Below are 25,008 nucleotides of genomic sequence, written 5' to 3'. Positions count from 1 at the left end.
AGAAAAAATGAGCCGTTTAACTTCTGTTTATACGAAAGGCCTTTAGCTAAATTAAACATAAGGAAATCATATATATAAGAATAAAGCGGATGTTTAATTCGCCAGGCGGCACTGAAATTTGAGGTGCTTCACAAAGTTCCCAAAAATACATATTTAGTTACACATATTTTCTTTTGGTAACTGAATCTTGAAGATTGTAGCACTTTCAGTGTAGCGAAACGGTTCTATGAATGGAAAGATGCCTGTCAGACACATAAAGACACCTAACTCTCATCAATAGTTCCGGAAATATTTATTGACAGAATTTATTGGCGGCAGTGGCGAGTGTCATAAAAAAACCAATGAGGGTAATAAATAATGATGAAGCGCAATATCCTGGCAGTGGTAGTCCCTGCCCTGCTGGTAGCCGGTGCAGCAAACGCTGCTGAAATCTATAACAAAGACGGCAACAAATTAGATCTTTACGGGAAAGCAGTTGGCCTGCATTACTTCTCTGATTACGCGGGCAACGATGGCGACAACACTTACGCGCGTCTGGGCTTCAAAGGTGAAACTCAGATCAACGATCAGCTGACTGGCTACGGTCAGTGGGAATACAACTTCCAGGGTAACAACTCTGAAGGTGGCGATGCACAGAACGGCAACAAAACCCGTCTGGCATTCGCAGGTCTGAAATTTGGTGACGCAGGCTCCTTCGACTACGGTCGTAACTACGGTCTGGTCTATGACGCAATCGGCATCACCGATATGCTGCCTGAGTTCGGCGGCGACACCGGCGCGAGCGATAACTTCTTCGCAGGCCGTACGGGTGGTCTGGCGACTTACCGTAACAGCAACTTCTTCGGCCTGGTTGACGGTCTGAACTTTGGTGTTCAGTACCTGGGCAAAAATGAACGTGATGACGCAGTACGTTCCAACGGTGACGGCTGGGCAACCTCTCTGAGCTATGATTTCGACGGTTTCGGCATTGTGGGTGCTTATGGTGCAGCTGACCGTACCAACAACCAGCAGACGCTGGAATGGGGTAAAGGTGACAAAGCTGAACAGTGGGCAACCGGCCTGAAATATGACGCGAACAATATCTACCTGGCAGCTATTTATGGCGAAATGCGTAACGCAGCGCGTCTGGGCAGCCGTGGTTTCGCTAACAAGTCTCAGGACTTCTCTGTCGTCGCTCAGTACCAGTTCGACTTCGGTCTGCGTCCATCCATCGCATACTACAAATCTAAAGCGAAAGACGTAGAAGGTATCGGTGACGAAGACTACATCAACTACATCGACGTTGGTGCGACATACTACTTCAACAAAAACATGTCTACCTATGTTGACTATCAGATCAACCAGCTGAAAGACGACAACAAGCTGGGCATCAACAACGACGATATCGTGGCTCTGGGTCTGGTTTACCAGTTCTAATCAGCACACCTCGTTGTTATATGCTTAATGAACAGGGCTTCGGCCCTGTTTTTTTATTCCTGAGAGAAAATAATAGCGACTTTTGAAAAGCCGCACGCTTTTCGTCGCAAACGGTTGGCATTTTGTAAATCTACCGTTAACCTGATAGCGGATTTCACTTCTGTAATCACAATGGAACTTCGTCATGTTTGAGAACATTACTGCCGCTCCTGCCGACCCAATTCTGGGCCTGGCCGATCTGTTTCGTGCCGACGACCGCCCTGGCAAAATCAACCTGGGTATTGGTGTATATAAAGATGAAACCGGCAAAACTCCGGTACTGACCAGCGTCAAAAAAGCTGAGCAGTATCTGCTGGAAAACGAAACCACCAAAAACTACCTCGGTATTGATGGTATCCCTGAATTTGGTCGCTGCACCCAGGAGCTGCTGTTCGGCAAAGGCAGCACCATTGTGAGCGAAAAACGCGCCCGCACGGCGCAGACCCCAGGCGGTACCGGCGCACTGCGCGTGGCGGCAGATTTCCTGGCGAAAAACACCTCTGTGAAGCGTGTGTGGGTAAGCAATCCAAGCTGGCCGAACCACAAGAGCGTTTTTAATTCTGCGGGTCTGGAAGTGCGTGAATACGCCTACTACGACGCGGCAAACCACGCGCTGGATTTCGACGGTCTGCTGGCCAGCCTGAGCGAAGCCCAGGCGGGCGATGTGGTGCTGTTCCACGGCTGCTGCCATAACCCAACCGGTATCGATCCTACGCTTGAACAGTGGGAACAGCTGGCTAAGCTGTCCGTTGAAAAAGGCTGGCTGCCGCTGTTTGACTTCGCTTACCAGGGCTTTGCCCGTGGTCTGGAAGAAGATGCTGAAGGTCTGCGCGCATTCGCCGCCGTCCATCAGGAGCTGATTGTCGCAAGCTCCTATTCCAAGAACTTTGGTCTGTATAACGAGCGTGTCGGCGCCTGTACGCTGGTGGCTGCTGACGAAGCAACCGTCGATCGCGCATTCAGCCAGATGAAGTCCGTGATCCGCGCTAACTACTCTAACCCACCGGCACACGGTGCGTCTGTGGTCGCGACGATCCTGAGCAACGATGCGCTGCGCGCAATCTGGGAACAAGAGCTGAACGATATGCGTCAGCGCATTCAGCGCATGCGTCTGCTGTTTGTGAACACGCTGGCTGAGAAAGGCGCTGACCGTGACTTCAGCTTCATCATCAAGCAGAACGGCATGTTCTCCTTCAGCGGCCTGACCAAAGAGCAGGTGCTGCGCCTGCGTGAAGAGTTTGGCGTGTATGCCGTTGCCTCTGGCCGCGTGAACGTTGCAGGTATGACGCCTGACAACATGGCGCCGCTGTGCGAAGCCATTGTCGCGGTGCTGTAACCTGCACCCATAAAAAAAGCCTGCATCGCGCAGGCTTTTTTATTTTACCGGGTTTACCAGACAGGCATTTCATCCTGAAGGAACGGGTTATGCAACCGCTCATCGCCCAGCGTCGACATTGGTCCGTGTCCAGGGATAAACGTCACATCATCACCTAACGGCAATAACTTCTGCTTAATCGACTGAATCAGTTGACCGTGATCGCCGCGTGGGAAATCGCTGCGTCCTACGCCCCCTTTGAAAATCACGTCACCGGAAATCAGCAGGCGCGACACGTCATCAAAGAAGACGATATGGCCGGGCGTATGCCCTGGGCAATGCAACACCTGTAAAGTTACATTCCCTACGTTAACGCGATCGCCTTCGTTCAGCCAGCGGTCCGGTGTCAGTGGCTGACACTCATCCAGACCAAACATGCGGCTTTGGGCAGGCAGCCCCTGAAGCCAGAACTCATCTTCTTTTTCCGGGCCGATAATCGGCACACCGTAGTGTTCAGCCAGTTCTGCCGCTGCACCCACATGGTCGAGATGGCCATGGGTGAGTAAAATCTGCATCAGCGTTACACCGCTGGCAGCGACTTCCTGCTTGATTGTCCCGGCGTCTCCACCGGGATCGACAAGCGCGGCCAGTTTAGTTTGTTCACACCAGATCAATGAACAGTTCTGTGAGAACGCGGTAACCGGAATAATACGATAGTTCATACTGCTCCTGTGTTTCGTTATTACCAGTGCCGAACCGGCCCGGTATCAATATGCACAAAGTTGCTACGTGGGTAGTATCCTACACCACCTGCGCGCATAGATAACGCCGCTTTGCGAATATTGGCTAACGAAACGCCTTCAATATGGAAATCCATCGCCTGCCCTTTAGTGTGATAGCTTTTTTTCGCTACCCCACGGCTGTGGGCGCGCAGTTCATTGTTGGTATCCAGAGAGCGATAGCCAGAAATGAGTTGCACCGGCCTTTTGGTCCCCAGCAGTCCCTGCAAGCGGTAAAGCTGATCGAATAATCCAGGGTCGATGGCTTTGATTTTATTCGCGCGGAAATCACGGAAAAAATGGTTGAGTCTTGCTAATTCATCCTGAATATAGCCTCTGCCATCGAAAAATTCCGCTTTAAGCGTCTCACCAGTATGCAGATTGTTGAGCGTTAAAATACGCGGACGAGGTGTCGAGAGGGTGGCAAATGCTGGCGTCGGAAGGATGACTGCTGCGCCCAGCGCAACGCCACCTAACGCCAGCAATTTGCGGCGATTAGCGTCAAATTTGTCCATGATAATCAGGTCTACAGGTAAAAGAAATTGTCAATATGCTTAGCGCACGAAGGGCACCATAACTGGCAAAGCCTGCTACGTCAAGGCACCCAACCCCAGTGAATACGCGGCTTGCAGACAGATCGCCTCATATTCACCATAACTTACGACAATCATTTTTACCGAACTACTTCATTTACCTGATTAATTGTTCCGCTTTTGGCAAAATTTGTGCGCCGGATCGCGCTGTCAGATCATAATTGTAAATATCTGTACGATACTGGGTGCGTCCGTCCGCGCCTACAAACGCCGTCAGATAGTAAAGATTGACCGGAATATTGTGGCGAATATTGACGTAACGCGTATCCCCCTGCTTCAGGGCATCTGATATCCGCGCATCGTTCCAGCCTGCATCCTGCAACAGCATATTCGCCAGCTCGGAGGCCTTGTTCACGCGAACACAGCCCGAGCTGAGCGCGCGTGCATCTTTCTGGAACAGATTATGGTTCGGGGTATCATGCAGGTAGATAGCGTCCGAACTTGGCATATTGAATTTGTAACGTCCCAGCGAGTTATGGGCGCCCGGTGCCTGCTGGAAACGGAACGGCAGGTTCGAAGGCGTAATCGTTGACCAGTCGACCATCCAGGGATCAATCGCTTCTTTGCTGTTCCAGCCCCGCATCACCGTATAGTTATGTCGCTCCAGATAACCCGGGTCATTCCATACCTTAGGCAGGATATCTTTGCGCGCCAGCGTCGGCGGCACGTTCCACGGCGGGTTAACCACCACGTTATTCAGCGCGCTGCTCATCATTGGCGTTTTACGGTCAGGTCGGCCGACAATCACGCGGGACGCCAGCACTTCGCTACCGTCCTGATAGTAGACCAGGGAGTACGCCGGAATGTTGACCATAATGCCGGTGGATAACGTGCCCGGCAGCAAGCGCAAGCGCTGGATATTCAACGCCAGCACCCCTGCCCGCTGGGCCGGAGAGACGTTCAGCCAGTCGCGAGTAGATGGACCAATCACGCCGTCAGCGCCAAGCCCCTGCGCGGCCTGGAACTGCTTCACTGCGGCGACCAGCTCGCGATCGTAAGCGGCGGGCTTATTGCTCAACGCAACGGCCGTTTTCTCTTTTACCGGCGCCGACGGGCTGACGACCGCATTTTGCGTCTCGTCACCGGGCAGCGCAATTTTAGGGCCGCTGTCGAGAATGCCGGAGCGTTTCATGATTTCGCGGATCGCAGGCACATCGCTGCTCCACTGCCCCGGACGCAGCGTTGTGGTGCCGCGCAGCTGAGGCCACGGGCGGGAATCCGCAACCAGCTCAAGAAGCGACTGATGCATCGTGGCATATTGCGGATGGGCAGGCGCAAGGCTTGCGATAAAGCGCGGCAGTTCGCCGTTATCCAGCGACAGCTGCCACTGGTTAATGACGGACAGCGCAGGCGTCGCCAGCTTGTACGGTTTACTGCTGTATAACCAGCGGTTGCCGTTCACCGAAATCCCCGCCACAAACTGTAAGTAGCCCATCATGGCATCAGACAGCACCACGTCACGCGCCTGTCCGGTAACGGCAGGGTCGGTCAGGAGTTCAACCCAGGTCGTGAACTGCGGCTGAAAACCTGCAATCGCCACTTCAGCCAGCTGCTGCTGGAAGGCACGTACCGCCTCGCGATTTTCCCACATCGGTTTCATATCGCGCGCAGCGTAAAGCAGCGTGAGCTGGTTAATGTAAGCGGGAGTATAGCCCGAGGGCAGCCCGGTCATAAGCTGCTGGCGTAATGATTCAGTATCGATGCCTTCCGGCAGCGGTTTAATGCCGGCCATGATGGCCGTCGCCGGAGACTGATCCAGCGGTTGTGACAGCGACGTCGGCTGCGCGCCCATTGTCGCGGAGCTGTCCGTCGGTACAATTTCAGGCTCATCGGCCTGAGCGGTCAACAGTGGAGCAAACATCACTGTCAGGCACAAACTCAGCGCAGACAGCTGACGACCACGATTTTTCTTAAGCAACATCCCTTGCCCCCTGTTTTTCACGACATGCCCATTATTCTGGAGCTTTCCTTCAGTATAGAAAGGCACACACGCTGCTGCCTTACCTTATGTAAAGAAGTTTAAAGATAACGCAGCCCTGAACACAAGTTAAGTGAATAAAAAAAGCGGCGCATGAGCGCCGCTATTTGTCGCACCCCAGTTTAAGAGGCGTCAGCCGTGCCCGGTAATGACTCCGGTGGCTGTGGGGCGAAACCACGCAGGCCCACGACGTGCACGTGTTCACTGTTCTGGAACACCTTACGCACCAGCTTATAGGTGGTCCCTTTTTCCGGACTGATATTTTCCGGCGCCGCGATGATGAGCTGCATATCGAGTCGCTCGCAAAGCTCAAACAGCGTGGCGATGGAGCGAGCGTCGAGACGCGCGGCTTCATCGAGGAACAGCAGACGGCATGGCGAGATGTCTTTGCCGCGCAGACGACGCGCTTCATCTTCCCAGCTCTGCACTACCATCACCAGAATCGACATACCGGTTCCGATGGCTTCACCGGTAGAGAGCGCACCGGATTCCGCGCGCAGCCAGCCGTCTGAGCCACGGTTAACCTCAACTTCCATTTCCAGATAGTTGCGGTAGTCCAGCAGCTCCTCGCCGATGGTTTGCGGCGTACGCTGGCCCATGTCAATCTGCGGATTCAGACGCTGATACAGCTTCGCCAGCGCTTCGGAGAAGGTCAGGCGGTTACTGTTGAACAGATCCTGGTGCTGTTCGTGCTGTTCAGACAACACGTCCAGCAGCGTGGAGTGCGCTTCACGCACGTTCACGTTCAGCCGCACGCTGTTGACCTGGCCAAACGACACGCTTTGCAGGCCCTGGTTCAGCTGACGGATACGGTTCTGCTCGCGCTGAATGGTTTTACGAATAATATTCGCCACGCTGCGGGAGCTGATTGCCAGCTTCTGCTCGCGGGAGGTCAGCTCCTCCGTCAGTCGGCCCAGCTCGATCTCCATCTGTTCGATCGCTTCCACCGGATCGTCGGTACGGATGATGTCCTGACGAATACGCTCGCGTAAGTGCTGATAAACCGCCACGAAGAACTGAATTTTGCGCTCAGGACGCTTCGGATCTTCGGACATACGCAGCACGTCGCGCAGGTGTTCGTTATCCGCCACCGCCAGACGCAGCGCCCCCAGCGCCTTATCCGACATAGAGCGCAGTTCATCGGCTGACAGGTACGCCAGCTCGCGACGATGCAGACGACGCTCCACGTTGTTATCTTTCACCATGCGCATCACCGCGCACCACCCCGCCTTCGCGGTCACAACCTGTTCACGCATCTCATGATAGTCACGCTCCAGCTTGCGCAGGCGTCGCGTCAGGTTGTCCATCTCTGCTTCACAGAAGGTCAGCGCTTTTTCCAGCTGATTACGACGCGCGCGGTTGTTACTGAGCTGAGCATGCAGCTCATCGCGGCGAATACGCGCCCGCTCTTCTGCACCGCTGTCGGCGCGCACGCCGATGTCCTGCAACTCTTTATGCAGATCGTTTAACAGCTCTTTCTTGGTGTCGAAGGAGCTTTTCAGCGAGGCCATGACCTGGCTGTACTGGCTCAGCTGTGCGGCGTGAGTACGCATCGCTTCACGGGCGCGCGTACGCTCTGCTTCGGCCTGCTCAAGACGCTCGCGCAGCTTTTCATTAAGATCACTGTTCCCGCTCAGCATTTCTGCTGAATCGGAGTAGCCGAAGTGTGCGCGACGTTGCACCACTTCCGTCAGGGCAAACGCCTGCTGACGCGCTTCGCGCTGCACCTGCTGTGACCAGGCGTAATCTTCTTTTAACTGCTCAAACTGTTCCGGGTCGCTCTGGAGAACGGAAACCATCGGCTCCAGTTTTGCCAGCTGATTGCCGTGCTGCTGCACAAAGCGCGCCGCTTCCTGCGCTTCGTCCAGACGTTCCTGAATTTCGTCCACGCGGTCGGCGAGCGTATCGTCCGCCAGCAGGTTCAGGCGCGGCAGGATGCGGTTAAGGGCCGCAACGCCCTCTTTCGCCTGCTCGAACTGCACGCGGCTTTGCTGGTTGTCATTTTCATGGCTGGCAAGCGCACGCTCCAGCTCACCACGGCGGGTGTTGAGCTTGCGGATTTCAGCTTCCGGATCGGGCTCAAAGGCAACGCCCAGGTGGCTGCCGATAAAGCGGCTGAACGCCTGATGCAGACGCTGCGTTTTTTGAACATCAAACGACAGGGTTGCAAAACGTTCAGAAAGCGTTTCGCGCTCAGCGTGCAGGCTTTCAATACGGTTTTCACGCGCGGCGCGGCCAAACAGCGGCAGTTCCGGGAAGCGCGAATAGCGCCACTGGCGATCGGCGATTTTCACCACCACCGCTTTTTCCAGCTCGTCGACGCTGAATACGCTGTCATCAAACGACTGCGGATCCCCTTCGATGAGGTAGAGATCTTCCGGGCAGTCTTCCAGCCCTGCAAGCTGGTCCGAAATCAGCGACAGATCCGGCACCACAATCGCGTTACGGGATGGACCGTACAGCGCGGAGAAGTACGGCGCATCGTCCAGGCCGACATCGTCGTAAATTTCAGACAGCAGCACGCCGCCGAAACGCTCGGCTAAGGCATTCAGGCGCGGATCTTCTGAGCCGCCAGGCTGGCTTAAACGCTCGATCTCTTCATCGACGTCACGCTTGCGCGCACCCACTTCGTCACGCTCAACAATCGCTTCACGCTCGCGCTCCAGCAGCTGTTGCATGTACTCGGTGACGTCCTGGCTGGAGGCAAACTCCTGGCCACACTGTTCGCTGAGCTGGTTCAGGCTGCTTTGTGCAGCCAGCCAGATCGGCGCACGCTGTAAGAGCGTCTTCGAACGCGACTGAAGCTGTTCCAGCTCCTGACGCAGCGTCATGCGCTGTTCGCTGGCGTTCGATACGGTATCCGACAGGGCCGCAATACGCGCTTCCAGCTCCTGGTGCAGGGACTCAAGCTCGTCGAAATCGTAATTTTTACCCTGACGCTTGCAGAATTCCGCCAGCAGACGCTCGGCTTCCTGCTGTTCACGCAGACGCTGTTCCAGCTCGTTCAGGCGCATGCGCAGCGGCTGCACCTGTTCGGCCAGATGGCGTTGATTGACGCCGTCGCGCAGCAGCTCACGGGCAACGTCCCACGCTTCGTTACGCGCCAGCGGACCGTTGATCGCCACCACCAGCTGGTACGCCTGCTCAAACTGGCTATGCGCCGTTTGCGCCACGCTCATTTTCTGATCGAGAGAAAGCAGTTTCTCAGTGGCTTCCTGCTCTTTGGCCTGGAAGGTATCCAGCCATTCGTCAGCGCTTTCCGGGGTCAGGTCCGGCAGATGGCACAGCTCTTTGGCACGCTGCAACGCCTGCAACGCCTGGTTGTACTGAATCGCACGCGTCTGCTGCACGTCCAGCGCCTGCTGGTAATCAGCAAGCTGGCTTTTCAGCTCATCCACTTCCAGCTCGGCGGCTTCCGCGCGGGCTTCGTTCTCTTCCTGCAATTCGGCAGCTTCGGCCACCACTTCATTTTGCTCTTCAAGACGAATTTGCAGCTCATCCAGATCGGCTTCATAGCGCTCGATTTTTTCCTGCTGACGCAGCGCGGTCTGCACCAGGTTCAGGTGATCGCTGGCCGCCTGGTAATCGGCTTCCAGATCCCCTTCCGCACCGTTGTGCTCGCCCAGTTCGCGCGCCATTTCGACATGCTTATACTGCTCAGCCACCAGCTGTTTGCGGGAGGTAAACAGCTCGCGGCGATACTCCAGCGCCTGGTCGAGATGAATACGGCGCTCGTTGGCGTGGCGCATATAGTCCGCCGCCACGTAGTTGGTGGCTTCGCTGATCAGGTGCTTAAACAGGTCGCGGTCAGACTGTGTGACGCGAATCGCTTCCAGCGTCATGCGGTTTTCACGCAGCGCGGCTTCCATATCCTGGAAGGCCTTACGCACGCCGCTGTTTTCCGGCAGCAGGTAGTCGCGCAGGGAGCGAGTAATGGCGCTGGAGATACCGCCGTACAGGGAGGCTTCAATCAGACGGTAGTATTTACTACGATCTGACGCGCTGCGCAGACGACGGGCTACCACGCCGAGATCGAACATCAGAGAGTGATAGTCGGTAATGGAGTTAAACTGCTTAAACTGCACGCCTTCGATAGCTTCCAGCTTGTCTTTCAGCTCCTGGAGCGTGAGGACGCGCGCCTGACGTTCATTCAGGGTTTCCGTCAGCAGCGCGGTCGGCTGTACGGAGGTTGGTAGTCCCTGGATCGCAAACGGTTTGATATCTACTTTACGGTCGCGGCCAGCAACCTGTTGCAGACGCACGCCTACAACCACGCGCTGATGGCGGGAGTTGATCACGTCCAGCACTGAATAACAGACGCCCGCTTTCAGCTTACCGTGCAGACCTTTATCACGAGAGCCGCTCGTGGCGCCCGCTTCAGTGGTGTTACGGAAGTGCAGCAGGGTCAGGTCAGGGATCAGCGCCGTCACGAAGGCCGCCATGGTGGTGGATTTACCCGCCCCGTTACCGCCGGAGAGCGTTGTCACCAGCTCATCCAGATCGAATGTTCGGGCAAAGAAGCCGTTCCAGTTGATCAGCGTTAGTGAGCGAAATTTACCGCGTTCAATCATTACTCTTCCTCCCCGCTATCCGGCTGATTCTCTTCGTGCTCGTCATTGAGCTGCAAATGGTTTTCCACCGGCATCGCTTCACCGTCACGGATCATGCGCAGCTGCGCTTCACGCGCATCGTCACCCGCACGCACGTCGGCGCCAAAACGGAAGACCGATTCGGTAATACGGAACTTGCTGCTGTCGTGACCCATGAACCAGACCATTCCCAGACGGCGCAGACGGTTCAGGGAAGAGCGAACTTTTTCCTGTAATTTCTGACGGTCCAGATCGGACCCCGTTGAGCGGTTATTCACCAGCTTGAGCAGCTTGCTTTCATCCGCCAGCGACAGCAGCTCATCGTAAAGCTCCTGCTGGGTGAAGATCCCTTCATTCGCCAGACGTTCCGGGCTGAGATAGAGGTAGCAGAGAATTTTGCCGACCATCATATCCAGTTCGGAAAGCACCGAGCGCGGAATAAGCGTGGTAGAGCGCGGACGCAGGTAGAAAAAACCTTCCGGCGCGCGGATCAGCTCAACGTTATAGCGAGCGTAAAACTCTTCCAGGTACTCCTGAAAGTCCATCAAAAAGGCGTGATTATCCAGCTCGTCAAGGCCAATGTGACGACCGGCACGCAGCTGGCTATCCAGCGCCGGAAACAACGGATTCGCCAGCGCCTGTGCCAGCTTAACTGGCATCACGTGTTCAATATTTGTCAATGACATGCGCCTGTACCTTGGCTCCGTAATCGTTAATCGGCTGCCACTTCGGCGGCAGTCCGGTGAAATCGGCTTGTGCGATGCCCAGGCGCACCGCCTGGTCTACAACAATGCGGGCAACATCGAAGTGGCGCGCGCGCGGATACTGCGCCAGATAGTCGCGTACCACGAGGCCAAGATCCAGCGGTGCTTGTCTGGTTTTGTAGACAGCGAGCTGTTCTTCGATCATCGCCGCAAGCTGCTCGCGAATTTCGTTAAATTCTTCGTATTCCAGATCCGGTGGCAGTTCACCGGTGACCTCTTCATCACGCAGCGCCATCTCTTCGTCGCGCATATCCAGCAGACGATCGGCGTTGGCGTAGGTCAGCGCCCACGGCGCATCGAAGTAGGTCTGTACCGACTGGCGCAGACGTTGAGCAAAGACGCGATTCTTATCCATATCGATGGCGGTACGGATAAATTTATGCACGTGGCGGTCGTAACCGATCCACAGGTCGATCGACTGCTGGCCCCAGCTGATAATGCGGTCAAGCTTGCTCTGCAAATCAAACACCAGACGGTCGATAAAATGCAGATCGTCGTGCGCCATCGTCGCGTCCTGAATGCGTAGCAGATTGGCCTGTAGCTTATCTCCCGCCGCCTCCAGTGTATCCTGCAACTCACGCAGCGTACCCGACGTTTCTGACAGCAAGAGTTCACAGCTGGAGATGGCCGCACGCCAGTCTTTATTAAGCAGTTGAGCGATATCGTCTTTCACCTGCTGCTGCTGTTCGTCCATCAGACGTTGAGTCAGATCGATACTGTCGAAAATCTCGGCGACCGAATATTTCAGCGGCGCGTAAACGTTGCGATGCCAGTGGAATTCGTCACCGTTTTCATCAGCCGCGTCGGCGGCACGCTTCAGCTCACCTGCAACAATAGAGAGCTGCATGGAGAGACGCAGCGTGGAAAATTCGCGCTGGCGGATGTAATAGTCGGTAATGCCAATGCCCAGTGGCGTAAGACGATAGATGGCGTTTCCTTCCGCCTGCTCGCTGGTAAAGCGGTTCAGCAGACGTTGACGCACCATATCATTGATTGCGTTGTTGGCACGCACGCTAATGGTTTCGCTGGTTTGCTCAAACGCATCACTGACGTGGCGGAACGCATCCACCAGTTCGCCTTCACTCATTTCGCCATCCAGGCGTTCGCCGTTTAGCGTCGCAACCGCCAGCAGGAATGAGAGTCTGTCTACCGGCAGCGAGATGGAGAAATCGTTTTTCCTGGCCCAGGCAACCAGTTCGGGGACTGTCTGGGAAAATTCACTCATAGATTATCCTTGCATCTGCGGCTTGCGCGCGGTGACGTGTATATAGCGGCCAAGGCTCAGATAAGGCTCCTGGCGGCAGTACCGCGTCTCTATTTCTGTTAAGGCGTCTAAACAGTCATCCTGTTTTTGTTTATCACGCAGATAATCATGAAACACCCTCACGCCGGTTTTGCCGGTAATTTCCCAACCGATCTCCTCCAGCCAGCCATAGACCTGCTGCGGTTCACGGGGGAAATCCGGTGAAAGCGTGCGTCGTTTCTTTTTATACATGCCCTGCTGTACATAGCCAAAATTGCCGACCAGCACGTTTCGCATTAGCAGGCCGTTGGCATTGTAAAACATCAGCGATAACGCACCGCCCGGGCGCAACATCGACCACAGCGTTTTTAACATCGCTTGTGGTTCGGCGATCCATTCGAGCACAGCATGAAACAATATCAGATCAACCTGCGTTTCCAAATGCTGCGGAATGTCCTGAGCGGCGCAATGTATAAAATGCATGTTGTCGCTCACACCTTTCTCTTCTGCCGCTCGCCCTGCACGCGCAACCATCTCGGCAGAAAGATCGCAAAGCGTGACGTGATGTCCCCGCTGCGCCATCAGAATTGCAGTCTGACCTTCCCCACCGCCGGCATCCAGCACGCGCAACGGTCGGTCACCGAATTCAGCCAGCAGCTTGTCCAGATCCTGCCAGAGGATCGTCTGACGAAGCTGACCTTTGGTGGTGCCATAAATGTTGCGCGAAAACTTTTCCGCGATGTCATCAAAATTGCGATCCCGCATTGGGAGGGTTCCACTCACTGCAAAACCGCTATTTTGTCACACCCGCGCGGAGAATGAACCACTCTGGTGTAATATCACCGACAATCGCCTGCTGTATGGTTAAAAAAGGAACCAAAAAGGATGCTTTTTACCCTAAAAAAATATATCGGAGGCATGATGCTTCCCCTTCCCCTGCTGTTGCTTCTCATCGCGCTGGGGCTGGCATTGATATGGTTTAGCCGCTTTCAGAAAAGCGGTAAATCCCTCGTTACCGTGGGCTGGCTGGCGCTGCTGTTACTCAGCCTGCAACCGGTCGCTGACGGTTTATTACGTCCGATTGAAAACACCTACCCGACATGGCAGGGAAATCAGAAGGTGGGCTATATCGTCGTGCTGGGCGGCGGGTATACCTGGGATCCGAACTGGGCGCCCAGCTCGAACCTGATCAACAACAGCCTGCCGCGCCTGAACGAGGGGATCCGCCTGTGGCTGGCCAATCCTGGATCGAAGATGATCTTCACGGGCGCTGCGGCAAAAACCAACCCGGTCAGTACCGCTGAAGCAGGAGCAAGAGTGGCTGAATCGCTTGGCGTACCGCGTTCCGCCATCATCACGCTGGATAGCCCAAAAGATACCGAAGAAGAGGCGGCGGCGGTGAAACAGGCCATCGGTGATGTACCGTTCCTGCTGGTGACCTCTGCTTCACACCTGCCGCGCGCAATGATTTTCTTTGAGAAGCAGGGCCTGCATCCGCTTCCTGCTCCGGCAAACCAGATGGCTATTGACGCCCCGCTCAATCCGTGGGAACGGATAATCCCGTCCCCGGTATGGCTGATGCACAGCGATCGCGTCGGCTACGAGACGCTTGGCCGCCTCTGGCAGTGGCTCAAAGGTTCGTCAGGCAAGCCAGGGCAGGAGTGATTTTGCGGCCAGATCGAAACTGGCGCGATTAAAGCGCCCGGTGTTGACCAGCTGCGCCACCTCATCCCAGAGAAGATAGAGCCAGCGTCGCCAGAGAAAGGCCTCCGCAACGGGGGCGCGCTGAAGATAGTGCCAGAGCAAATCTTCCGCCGCCCCGCCCTCGCTCAGCCTGAACAGTTCGTACTCGCGCGGCGCCCAGAGCATGATCCCCGGCCCGACCATCGCCAGCAGCTGGTCGCTGCGCGAGTCTTTAAGCATACTGCGCAGCGTGAAATTGCCGTGAACCAGCACGCAGTTGTCGTTAAAGCCCTCAAACAGCGTCGGCAGACACTCCCGGGTGCGGAATAAAATACGTTTGTCCTGCATCGTTAAACCGGTGTTGTTGAACTGGTTCAGCGTGCCCCACAGCACTTCAACACGCTGGCGATACCACAGCGGCCACAGGTTTTCCTGCGTGCTGTCCACCGCGCCAACAAGACCCCGGCTGTCCTGCCGATGCCAGGCAAGCAGAGCCTCGACAATCTGATCTTTCAGCTGTTCCCAGCGCTCCGGTGTACGCGTCGGGGCTTCAACAGAAACCCCGCGTAAACGCTCGATAAGCAGAACATCCGGGCCGGGATGCTCCTCATGGGTCATCACGCCGTAGACCGTCGGCATGCGGACAGTCCCTTCCCGCGCCAGCATCGACATTTTCCAGGCCAGCTGTCTGGCGACGCCCGGCGAGGTAAAACTTCTGGCCATCAGCGGCATGGGGTTTCCCTGACTGTCGTACAACGACCAGAGTGCGGTGTCGGCCTTTTCATTCACGCATTCCACCCGGCTTAGCTTTTCGCCAAGGAGATGGCTGAGTTCAGCACGCAGCTGTTCCATATGAGATTACCCCCATTAAGACTACTGCTTTTATAATGAGCGCGCGAAACCCGGATGTCACCCGGTAGAGATCAATAATGAAAAAGAAAAGGAAAATAGCCAGGCGGGAGAGCATCCCCCCAGACGAGGGGATGCCAGCGAATTAACGCATTTCGACGCGTACGCGCTCGAGATCTTCAGGGGTATCCACGCCGGTGCCTGGGATTTCCTGGGCAACCGCAACGTGAATTTTCTCGCCGTACCACAGCACGCGAAGCTGTTCGAGCATTTCAATATGCTCCAGCGGGCTTGGTGCCCAGGCGACGTAGCGACGAATAAAGCCGGCGCGGTAGCCGTAAATACCGATGTGGCGCAGGAAGGTTTCGCCGATTGTCTCTTTCGATTGCGCGAAACGATCGCGATCCCACGGAATGGTGGCGCGGGAGAAATAGAGCGCGTAGCCCTCTGCGTCCATGACCACTTTCACCGCATTCGGATTGAACGCCTCTTCAGCGTGGTGAATCGGCACCGCGAGGGTCGCCATCCCGACCTGACGCTGAGCCAGGTTGTCGGCCACCTGACGGATAATCGCCGCCGGGATCATCGGCTCATCGCCCTGCACGTTCACAATCACCGTCTCGTCGCTGAAACCGCATTTTTCGACGACTTCCGCCAGGCGCTCGGTGCCTGACTGATGATCGGCACGGGTCATGCACACTTCCCCACCCGCGGCCTCAACCGCGCGCGCAACATCCGGGTGATCGGTGGCGACGATGACGCGTCCGGCGCCCGATTCGCGTGCCCGTTCAAGGACATGCACAATCATCGGTTTGCCATTGATATCCACCAGCGGTTTACCTGGCAGGCGCGTTGAAGCATAACGCGCAGGGATAATGACAACAAAACTCATGGTTTGATCTCTTCTGCCACCAGGGAACGGGCTTCATTTTCCAGCAGGACCGGAATACCGTCACGCAGCGGGAACGCCAGGCTGTCCAGTTTGCAAATCAGCTCTTGTTTATCCTGGCTGTAATACAGTTTGCCGTTGCACACCGGGCAGGCAATAATTTCAAGTAAACGGTGATCCATAGTTCCTCCGTATGGGTAATCGCTAAAGCTTATCACATTCCCTTTTCAGGGAGTGCCTGTTTCCCAGCCACCTCGACAGGTCGTAAACAGCCCCGCAGGCACGCGACCGAGTACAATTTCATGCGCCCCCTGCCAGCGCGCAAATTCACTGAGCGCAGTCGTTAACCCTTTTTCCAGGCCAGCCGTCACCTTTATGCCCTCTTCAAGCCAGAGCGCGATAATTTCAAGTATGCCGGTTTTACGGTGCATTTTAGCGTCCATGCGCCCGACTAGCTGGCCTTTGTGCAGCAGCGGCAAAACAAAATAACCATATTGCCGTCTGGGCGCCGGGGTGTAGCATTCCAGACGGTAGCTGAAATTAAACAACTGCCCGGCCCGCTTTCTGTCCCAGACAACGGGGTCGAACGGCGACAGCACGGCACTGTGGGTCGCCTGGAGTTTGCCCTCCTGCGCCTGCGCCAGCAGTGGGAATAAATCCGCATGCAACCACATTTCACCTAACGACTCTACCGAGACCGGCATGACGCGCTGTTCGCGCTGCCACAATTCCAGCAGTGGTTTTAGCTGCGGCTGACGCAAACGATAATAATCCGCCAGCCACTGTGGGCGGAAGATGCCAAGGCTGCGGGCGCTATTCCCGAGCATGATGGCTTCGGCTGCGTCCTGAGACAGCAGGTCACGCGTATCGTCCCAGTGAGGCATAACGCGGTGTGTGAGGTCATAGACGCGCTGAAAGTTGCGACGCTCGACCACCATCACTTTGCCCGACGTAAACAGCCCTTCAAGATGGCGTTTGTGCGGTTTCCACTCCCACCATCCACTTGCCCCTTTTCGCGGGTGTTCAAAATCCGCGGAGCGTACCGGCCCGTTTTCCTGAATATGGGCAATCAGTTGCTCTATTTCATCCGCGTGTTCCACCATCCACTCCTGACGGTATTTCCAGCCCATTTTGTCCGGGGCGAGCATGCGGTGACGCACCAGTGCAAAATCGCTTCGCGGGAGAAAACAGGCTTCATGCGCCCAGTATTCCATCAGTTCGCCCTGACTTAGCGCATTATCCAGCCACTGCGGAGGATAGTTTCCCAGGCGGCTAAACAGGACCAGATACGGGCTACGCGCCACGATGTTAATGGTGTCGATTTGCAGCAACGACATGCGTTGCACGGTAGAGAGGATATCCGCTGGCTGCGCGCGGCGACGGGGCTTTTTCAGAAGCCCCTGGGCGGCAAGATGCAAGTTTCGTGCGGCTGCAAGTGAGAGTTGCGGTAGAGACATGCGTTTTCCTGTCAGTCAAAGCGCCACCGGAACCGCGTAGAAGTTACTGCACTAACGCGAGCAGTTCCTTGAGCAAATGTTCCGGCTGTTCGCCGCTGAGTTCAGCGTCAACCGGCAGATACCACCAGTTTTCTTTCGCAAAGGCCCGGCATTTTACCGCGTCTTTTTCCGTCATGATCAGCGTCTGTCCCGGCGCTGCCAGCCTTTCAACCTCTTCGGCAACTAACGCCTGGTGATCGGCGAGCGGCACCCGTTTATCAAGCTTTGCGCCGCACTGCTCCAGCGTTGCGAAGAAACGCGGCGGATGACCTATACCGGCCATCGCAACCAGATGTTCCAGTTGCGCGACGTCTTTACGCACGCCGGTCAACATATTCACGGCCTGTCCGGGACGAAGATGCATCGGGATTTCGCCCGCTCTGGCTTCACCACCGTTTACAATCACAGCATCGACGCTCTTCAGGCGCGACGCACGCTCACGCATTGGACCGGCTGGCAGCCGCCAGCCGTTGCCAAAACGCCGCACGCCGTCAATGACCACGATCTCTTTGTCACGCGCCAGCGCGTAATGCTGCAAACCATCATCGGTAATAACGATTTGTACGTCATGCTCCGCAAGCAGTGCCTTCACGGCATCACTGCGCACCGGCGATACCGCAACCGGCGCGCCGGTACGCTGGTAAATGAGTACCGGCTCATCACCGGCTTCAGCGGTTGTCGTAGCTGGGCTCAGCACCAGTGGATACTGCGCCGCTTTACCACCGTAACCGCGTGAGACAACTCCCGGGCGGATACCGCGCCTCTGGAGCTGTTCTACCAGCCAGATCACCACCGGGGTTTTGCCGTTTCCACCCGCCGTCAGGTTGCCGACCACCACCACAGGTACCGGTGCGCGCCAGGCGCGCTTGATCCCGAGGCGGTAAAGCAGACGAATAGCACCGCTCACCAGGCCATACAGCCAGGAGAGCGGGAGAAGCAGCACCCACAGAGGGGATTCACCCGACCAGATGCGTGCAATCATTGACCGAACTGCATTTTATGAAGCTGCGCGTAAACACCACGCTGTTCCAGCAGGTCCGCATGGCTGCCGCGTTCAACGATCACGCCATCTTCCACCACCACGATTTCGTCAGCCTGTTCGATGGTCGACAGACGGTGCGCAATAACCAGCGAGGTACGGTTTTTCTGTAATTCATCCAGAGCAGACTGGATAGCGCGTTCAGATTCCGTATCCAGTGCGGACGTTGCTTCATCGAGGATCAGAATCGGGCTGTTGCGCAGCAGCGCACGGGCAATCGCGATACGCTGACGCTGACCACCGGAGAGCAGCACCCCGTTTTCGCCAATGATCGTATCCAGACCGTTATCCATTTTGTTAATGAAGTCCATCGCATAGGCCATACGCGCCGCATTCTCAATCTCTTCACGGCTGTACTCTTCGGTACGGGCATACGCAATGTTGTTCGCCACCGTATCGTTGAACAGATGCACGTTCTGCGAGACCAGCGCGACCTGGTTACGCAGCGACTGGAGGGTATATTCCCGCAGGTCGTGACCATCAAGCAGGATCTCGCCCTGGTCGATATCGTAGAAACGGGTAATCAGGCTGGCAATGGTCGACTTGCCCGAACCGGAACGACCGACCAGCGCAACGGTTTTACCCGCCGGGATGGACAGGCTGATATCACGCAGCGCCGGCACTTCACGGCCTGGATAGGTAAAGGTGACGTTACGGAATTCCAGGTCGCCTTTAGCGCGCTCGATCACGCGTGTACCTTCATCTTTTTCCTGTTCGGAATCGAGGATGCTGAACAGCGTCTGACAGGCTGCCATCCCGCGCTGGAACTGGGCGTTGACGTTAGTCAGCGATTTCAGCGGACGCATCAGCGCAATCATGGATGAGAACACCACGGTAATGGTACCCGCAGTCAGGGTTTCCATGACGCTCGGGAAACTGGCGGCATACAGGACGAAGGCCAGAGCCAGAGAGGCAATCAGCTGAATGATCGGATCGGAAATCGACGAGGCCGATACCATTTTCATTCCTTGCAGGCGCATTCTGTTGCTGACCTTGTCAAAGCGTTTGGTTTCGACTTCCTGACCGCCGAAAATCAACACTTCCTTATGGCCTTTCAGCATCTGCTCGGCGCTGGTCGTCACCTGCCCCATCGTATTCTGCATATTTTTACTGATGTTGCGAAAACGCTTTGATACCACGCGGATCGCGATGGAGACAATCGGCGCCAGCACAATAAGGATCAGCGACAGTTGCCAGCTGTAATAGAACATCATCGCGAACAGGCCGATGATGGATGCGCCTTCACGCACAACGGTAATCAGTGCGCTGGAAGAGGACGACGCCACCTGCTCTGAATCGTAGGTAATACGCGACAGCAGGGTGCCGGTTGACTGTTTGTCAAAGAATGAGACCGGCATCCCCATCATATGGCTGAACAGCCGGCGGCGCATGGTCATCACCACTTTACCGGATACCCAGGAGATGCAGTAGCTGGATACATAGCTGGAGATTCCGCGTAAGATCATCAGCCCAATAACCACCAGCGGCATCCATAGCAGCACTGAACGATCCGTTTTACCGAAACCGTCATCCAGTAACGGTTTGAGAAGCGATAACATAAACGTATCGCTGGCTGCGTTGAGGATTAACGCTACGCCCGCCACGATCAAGCCTGCTTTGAAAGGAGCAATCATCGGCCAGAGCCGGCGGAACGTTTGCCACGTGGAGAGATCTTTGTCGTTATGCATTCAAAAAACCAGCATTTGTTGAAATAGCCGCATATTCTACCCGTTATCTACGGGCGCGCCAAACCACTGATGATACCAACGCGGTAAATAGTGTTCGCGTAAGCGACGAATTTGCCGACTATGGTGCGAAAAGGTCACAGATATCTGCCCGGAATGCGGGGTATCAAGCCAGAGATATCCCTCCGTTCGATAGCGCCGGACCACTTTAATAGAAGGGAAACGCCACGCGTTATAGCGAGCCATCGAGGCCAACGAAACCTGCCCCTCTACGCGCTGTAGCAACGGTGTTGAAGATGACGTGTTACTTCCATGATGTGGCACCTGGATCAGTGTAGACGCAAGCTGACGCCAGCGATGGCTTAGCATTGCCAGTTCTGCCTGCGCTTCAATGTCTCCGGTCAGTAAAACGCTCTGTTCGCCGTCATCGATTTTTACCACGCAGGAGCGGTTGTTACCTTTCGCCGAGGTGTTTTCGGGTGGCCAGTGCACGGAGAACGTTAAACCCTGCCACTGCCATCGCTGTCCTCGAAAGCACGGAAGATGTCCGGACCAGGATAAGGGGCTCCTGATCCACATTGCGGGCCAGGCAGCTTTTAGCGATGCCAGTCCCCCCGCGTGGTCGAGATGTTCATGGCTCAGGATCGCCCCTTCCGGTTTCAGATGATGCCAGCGTAGCCAGGGGATAATCAGCTGCTGCGCACTGTCCCCACCGGGCCATGCCAGCCCGGTGTCATACAGAATGGCCTTCCCGTGACGCTCAATGACCATCGCCAGCCCCTGCCCTACATCCAGCATATGCAGGGACCAGCTGTCTGTTTTAACCCTGTGCCAGAGGGGAAAGGCCAGCACCACGCTGCCTGCCAGACAGACTGCGGGTGCTGCGCTGAAGGCCCTGAATCGCCAGCCAATGACCAGCAGCCACGGCAGTAACGTCAGGTATTGCCAGCGTTCATCAACGTCCTGCCAGCCATTCGGTAAACGCATCAATAGCCTGAAAAGCCCTGCCAGAGATTTATCAGTAGCCAGCCAGACGATACTTTCCAGCGCAGCGACCGGAAACAGATGCAGAAACATGCCGAGCAGGATCAGCGGAACTGAGATAAACGTGACCAGAGGAACGGCAAACAGGTTCGCTACCAGCGAGGAGAGGCTGAAACCATGGAAAATCAGGACCTGAAGCGGCAACAGAAGCAGCAGCATTCCGACCTGCAAATACACTAGCGTCGCCAGCGGCCGCAGGCACCGGCCACGTTGCCAGTGCGGGAGAGGCAACCACTGATACCAAAAAATAAGCGCGGCGACCGCAAACGCTGACAACGCCAGGCTTTGTGACAGGACCGCCAGTGGATCGAAAATCAGGATCGCCGCCACGCAGGTAAGCCATACCTGCCAGGGCGACCACTGGCGACCACTCATTTTTAATGCAGCCAGTACCACAAGCGCGATAACCGTGCGCAGCGCGGGCGGCTGCAAGCCCGTTAGCCATGCGTAAAACGCGGCAAAAATCAGCCCTGCCAGCAAGGGGATTTGCCAGATAATCCAGCGGCCCGTCAGGAAGAACTGAATGCCCCGCGCCAGAAACCAGATGACAGAAGCGGCCAGCGCAATATGTAGTCCCGAGATTGCCATCAGATGCATCGTTCCGGTATCACGCATCAGGTTTTTTATCTCCCGCGAGACCGACAGCCGCTCCCCCATCCCCAGCCCCAGGATCACGGGTCCCCACTGATATGCTGAAAGAGTATTCTGTAGTGATGTCAGGTATTGCGCACGCAGACTACAGCCTTCGTCAACGAGCGCCGCATGGGTAAACCGTCCACTCAGCGTCTGGTGTCGGGCAAAGGCATTTTTCTGTGAATCATAGCCGCCATCGTTGAGTTCTCCGTGTACCGCCCTGAGACGCAGGGTCATTGCCCAGCGTTGACCCACGCAGACTTTTTGCGGCAGATAGTTGCCATACAGCGCCACGCCCATGGCAGCCCACACGCGTTCTCCATTGAGGCTGACAATCTTTCCCTGATGCATCGTTGCGCCGTCCGTTGCGGTAATGACCACCTCGGCCTGCTGCGGTGCTTGCGTTAAATGGTTCATCGGCCATACGCTTTCCTGAGCGGCCAGGATCCCCCAGCACATAAAAAGCAATGCCAGGCCTGAAAACCTGAGCCATTTTCTCTGCTGTACGGATAACGCAACTCCTGCGGCAATCAGCAACCAGACAATATGCAAATCTGGCAAATCGGGTAACCAATAGAGCGGGATTATGGCCAGAATGGCGCACATACTGATGACGTGGATCCCCATCTTCACCTCCATGTTTCAGGCGATTATGCGGCGGGGCTGATGCGTCGTCAGACAGAAAAGGCGTGATTTACAGCGGGCGCTGCAACGTTTTTAAGTGTTTACAGCAAAGAGGAAATGAATATGCGGCGCGTATTCAGAAATGCAGGGGCGGGATACAAAAAAAGCACCCTAAGGTGCTTCCTTTAAACTCAGTTTAACCCTAATGATTAAACTCAGTTACCGTAAATATTGGCGCGATCGCGCAGTTCTTTACCCGGCTTAAAGTGCGGAACATACTTTCCTTCCAGCTCCACTTTATCGCCAGTCTTCGGGTTACGCCCGGTACGTGGTGCACGATAGTGCAGGGAAAAACTACCGAAACCGCGGATTTCAATGCGCTCGCCCTGGGCAAGAGTGGTAGCCATATGCTCCAGCATCTCTTTAACGGCATCTTCCACAGCCTTAGCAGGGATATGCGGTTGCTGACTGGCAAGTCTTTCAATCAATTCTGACTTGGTCATGATTCCTCCGGTTCCTTTCAAACCCATTAGCTGAACAGCTTATTAAACAAGGGCGGCCGTAGCCGCCCTTTGTTATTGATTACAGGACGAATCCTGCAATCTGTCAAGTCTGCTCTCCATCCTTCGCGCTGTAAATGCGTTACAGCTCAAATGATGGTGCGAACCTGAACTTACTCGCCTTTAGCTGCTTTGAAAGCTTCAGCCATTGCGTTGTTAGAGAAGTTTGCATCTTCCTGTTTGTTCACAGTTGCGATTGCATCTTTCTCATCAGCTTCGTCTTTAGCACGAACAGACAGGCTGATTGCACGGTTCTTACGGTCAACACCGGTGAACTTAGCTTCAACGTCGTCACCAACGCTCAGAACCAGAGTTGCATCTTCAACGCGGTCACGTGAAGCTTCGGAAGCGCGCAGGTAACCTTCAACGCCGTCAGCCAGTTCTACGGTTGCGCCTTTAGCGTCAACAGCAGTCACTTTACCGTTTACGATTGCGCCTTTCTTGTTCAGTGCAACCCAGTTGTTGAACGGATCTTCTGCGAGCTGTTTAACGCCCAGGGAGATACGCTCACGCTCTGCGTCAACTTGCAGAACAACTGCTGCGATTTCGTCGCCTTTTTTGTATTCACGAACTGCTTCTTCGCCTGCAACGTTCCAGGAGATGTCAGACAGGTGAACCAGGCCATCGATGCCGCCGTCCAGGCCGATGAAGATACCGAAGTCAGTGATAGACTTGATTTTACCTTCAACACGGTCGCCCTTGTTGTGGGTTTCCGCGAACTGCTGCCATGGGTTGTTTTTGCACTGCTTCAGGCCCAGGGAGATACGACGACGTTCTTCGTCGATATCCAGAACCATCACTTCCACTACATCACCAACGTTAACAACTTTGGATGGGTGGATGTTTTTGTTGGTCCAGTCCATTTCGGAAACGTGCACCAGACCTTCAACGCCTTCTTCGATTTCAACGAAGCAGCCGTAGTCAGTCAGGTTGGTAACGCGACCAGTCAGTTTAGTACCTTCTGGGTAACGCTTAGCGATAGCTACCCATGGATCTTCGCCCAGCTGTTTCAGGCCGAGGGATACACGAGTACGCTCGCGGTCGAACTTCAGCACTTTAACAGTGATTTCGTCGCCCACGTTCACGATTTCGCTTGGGTGCTTAACGCGTTTCCACGCCATGTCGGTGATGTGCAGCAGGCCATCAACGCCGCCCAGGTCAACGAATGCGCCGTAGTCAGTGAGGTTCTTAACGATACCTTTGACTTCCATGCCTTCCTGCAGGTTTTCCAGCAGCTGATCGCGTTCTGCGCTGTTTTCGGATTCGATAACGGCACGACGGGAAACAACAACGTTGTTACGCTTCTGGTCCAGCTTGATTACTTTGAACTCAAGCTCTTTGCCTTCGAGGTGCAGGGTGTCACGGACTGGACGAACGTCTACCAGAGAACCTGGCAGGAACGCACGAATACCATTCAGCTCAACAGTGAAGCCACCTTTAACTTTGCCGTTGATAACACCGACCACAGTTTCAGCTTCTTCGTAAGCTTTTTCCAGCGTGATCCATGCTTCGTGACGTTTAGCTTTCTCACGAGACAGCAGGGTTTCGCCGAAGCCGTCTTCTACTGCGTCCAGAGCAACGTCAACTTCGTCACCAACCTGGATTTCCAGCTCGCCCTGGGCGTTTTTGAACTGCTCAGCCGGGATGGCAGACTCAGATTTCAGACCGGCGTCAACCAGTACAACGTCTTTGTCGATAGCAACAACAACGCCACGAACGATGGAACCCGGACGGGTTTCGATTTCTTTTAAGGATTCTTCAAACAGTTGAGCAAAAGATTCAGTCATGTT

The 25,008-nt window shown here is 55.3% G+C and carries 19 protein-coding genes; 3 read left to right on the top strand and 16 right to left on the bottom strand.

Annotated elements, in window-relative coordinates; genetic code table 11:
* The first annotated feature begins 357 nt into the window (after positions 1-357).
* Both ompF and AC4OVU_RS08045 read left to right on the top strand, forming a co-directional pair.
* Entirely contained in the window at positions 358-1,416 is a 1,059-nt protein-coding gene (gene ompF, locus AC4OVU_RS08050; RefSeq protein WP_017384819.1) for a porin OmpF, read from the top strand.
* A gap of 184 nt (positions 1,417-1,600) precedes the next feature.
* Positions 1,601-2,791, top strand: coding sequence for an amino acid aminotransferase (locus tag AC4OVU_RS08045; RefSeq protein ID WP_017384820.1), 1,191 nt, complete (start codon positions 1,601-1,603; stop codon positions 2,789-2,791).
* 53 nt (positions 2,792-2,844) lie between these two features.
* Here the strand turns inward: AC4OVU_RS08045 and AC4OVU_RS08040 are convergent, their stop codons facing one another.
* From AC4OVU_RS08040 to cmoM, 7 genes are all read right to left on the bottom strand, one after another.
* On the bottom strand, positions 2,845-3,492 hold the full coding sequence (locus tag AC4OVU_RS08040; RefSeq protein ID WP_032619969.1) for an MBL fold metallo-hydrolase: 648 nt from the start codon (positions 3,490-3,492) through the stop codon (positions 2,845-2,847).
* A 20-nt stretch (positions 3,493-3,512) separates the two neighbouring features.
* On the bottom strand, positions 3,513-4,064 hold the full coding sequence (gene mepK, locus AC4OVU_RS08035) for a peptidoglycan L,D-endopeptidase MepK (protein ID WP_032670198.1): 552 nt from the start codon (positions 4,062-4,064) through the stop codon (positions 3,513-3,515).
* A 175-nt stretch (positions 4,065-4,239) separates the two neighbouring features.
* Positions 4,240-6,063, bottom strand: coding sequence for a L,D-transpeptidase (ldtD, locus tag AC4OVU_RS08030; RefSeq protein ID WP_110292994.1), 1,824 nt, complete (start codon positions 6,061-6,063; stop codon positions 4,240-4,242).
* 179 nt (positions 6,064-6,242) lie between these two features.
* Positions 6,243-10,691 (bottom strand): chromosome partition protein MukB, encoded by a 4,449-nt coding sequence (mukB, locus tag AC4OVU_RS08025; protein ID WP_110292995.1) that lies wholly within the window; start codon positions 10,689-10,691, stop codon positions 6,243-6,245.
* Positions 10,691-11,395, bottom strand: coding sequence for a chromosome partition protein MukE (gene mukE, locus AC4OVU_RS08020; RefSeq protein WP_017384823.1), 705 nt, complete (start codon positions 11,393-11,395; stop codon positions 10,691-10,693). Before mukE ends, mukB begins: the two co-directional genes overlap by 1 nt.
* A complete protein-coding gene (gene mukF, locus AC4OVU_RS08015) occupies positions 11,376-12,698 on the bottom strand; it encodes a chromosome partition protein MukF (RefSeq protein WP_015570962.1) in 1,323 nt (440 codons plus the stop codon). Before mukF ends, mukE begins: the two co-directional genes overlap by 20 nt.
* Positions 12,699-12,701: 3 nt before the next feature.
* Positions 12,702-13,481: a tRNA uridine 5-oxyacetic acid(34) methyltransferase CmoM gene (gene cmoM / locus AC4OVU_RS08010; protein ID WP_003858212.1), complete on the bottom strand. Its 780-nt coding sequence runs from the start codon at positions 13,479-13,481 to the stop codon at positions 12,702-12,704.
* A 120-nt stretch (positions 13,482-13,601) separates the two neighbouring features.
* On the opposite strand from cmoM, the gene elyC reads away from it, so the two are divergent.
* On the top strand, positions 13,602-14,381 hold the full coding sequence (gene elyC / locus AC4OVU_RS08005) for an envelope biogenesis factor ElyC (RefSeq protein ID WP_015570963.1): 780 nt from the start codon (positions 13,602-13,604) through the stop codon (positions 14,379-14,381).
* Here elyC and AC4OVU_RS08000 read toward each other — a convergent pair.
* From AC4OVU_RS08000 to rpsA, 9 genes are all read right to left on the bottom strand, one after another.
* Complete coding sequence (locus AC4OVU_RS08000) at positions 14,358-15,251, bottom strand: YcbJ family phosphotransferase (protein WP_003858216.1); 894 nt, start codon at positions 15,249-15,251, stop codon at positions 14,358-14,360. The two genes, elyC and AC4OVU_RS08000, sit on opposite strands and share 24 nt — an antisense overlap.
* Before the next feature lie 142 nt (positions 15,252-15,393).
* Positions 15,394-16,140 carry a 3-deoxy-manno-octulosonate cytidylyltransferase gene (gene kdsB / locus AC4OVU_RS07995; protein WP_015570964.1) on the bottom strand — a complete coding sequence of 249 codons (747 nt, stop codon included), beginning with the start codon at positions 16,138-16,140 and terminating at the stop codon, positions 15,394-15,396.
* Positions 16,137-16,319, bottom strand: a complete 183-nt coding sequence (gene ycaR, locus AC4OVU_RS07990) for a protein YcaR (protein WP_003858220.1) — start codon at positions 16,317-16,319, stop codon at positions 16,137-16,139. The genes kdsB and ycaR overlap by 4 nt, the downstream gene beginning before the upstream one ends.
* A 45-nt stretch (positions 16,320-16,364) precedes the next feature.
* On the bottom strand, positions 16,365-17,594 hold the full coding sequence (locus AC4OVU_RS07985; protein ID WP_110292996.1) for a winged helix-turn-helix domain-containing protein: 1,230 nt from the start codon (positions 17,592-17,594) through the stop codon (positions 16,365-16,367).
* Between the two features lie 43 nt (positions 17,595-17,637).
* Complete coding sequence (gene lpxK / locus AC4OVU_RS07980; protein WP_110292997.1) at positions 17,638-18,615, bottom strand: tetraacyldisaccharide 4'-kinase; 978 nt, start codon at positions 18,613-18,615, stop codon at positions 17,638-17,640.
* Positions 18,612-20,360 carry a lipid A ABC transporter ATP-binding protein/permease MsbA gene (msbA, locus tag AC4OVU_RS07975; RefSeq protein ID WP_003858227.1) on the bottom strand — a complete coding sequence of 583 codons (1,749 nt, stop codon included), beginning with the start codon at positions 20,358-20,360 and terminating at the stop codon, positions 18,612-18,614. The genes lpxK and msbA overlap by 4 nt, the downstream gene beginning before the upstream one ends.
* A 36-nt stretch (positions 20,361-20,396) precedes the next feature.
* Positions 20,397-22,661: a ComEC family protein gene (locus AC4OVU_RS07970; protein ID WP_110292998.1), complete on the bottom strand. Its 2,265-nt coding sequence runs from the start codon at positions 22,659-22,661 to the stop codon at positions 20,397-20,399.
* Positions 22,662-22,873: 212 nt separating this feature from the next.
* Positions 22,874-23,161: an integration host factor subunit beta gene (gene ihfB, locus AC4OVU_RS07965; protein WP_003858233.1), complete on the bottom strand. Its 288-nt coding sequence runs from the start codon at positions 23,159-23,161 to the stop codon at positions 22,874-22,876.
* A gap of 170 nt (positions 23,162-23,331) precedes the next feature.
* Entirely contained in the window at positions 23,332-25,005 is a 1,674-nt protein-coding gene (rpsA, locus tag AC4OVU_RS07960; RefSeq protein ID WP_003858235.1) for a 30S ribosomal protein S1, read from the bottom strand.
* Positions 25,006-25,008: the final 3 nt, after the last annotated feature.

Source organism: Enterobacter sp. 6722112, assembly GCF_058661685.1.
Note: the sequence above shows the minus strand (reverse complement) of the source record. Positions and strands in the feature narration are given on the sequence as shown.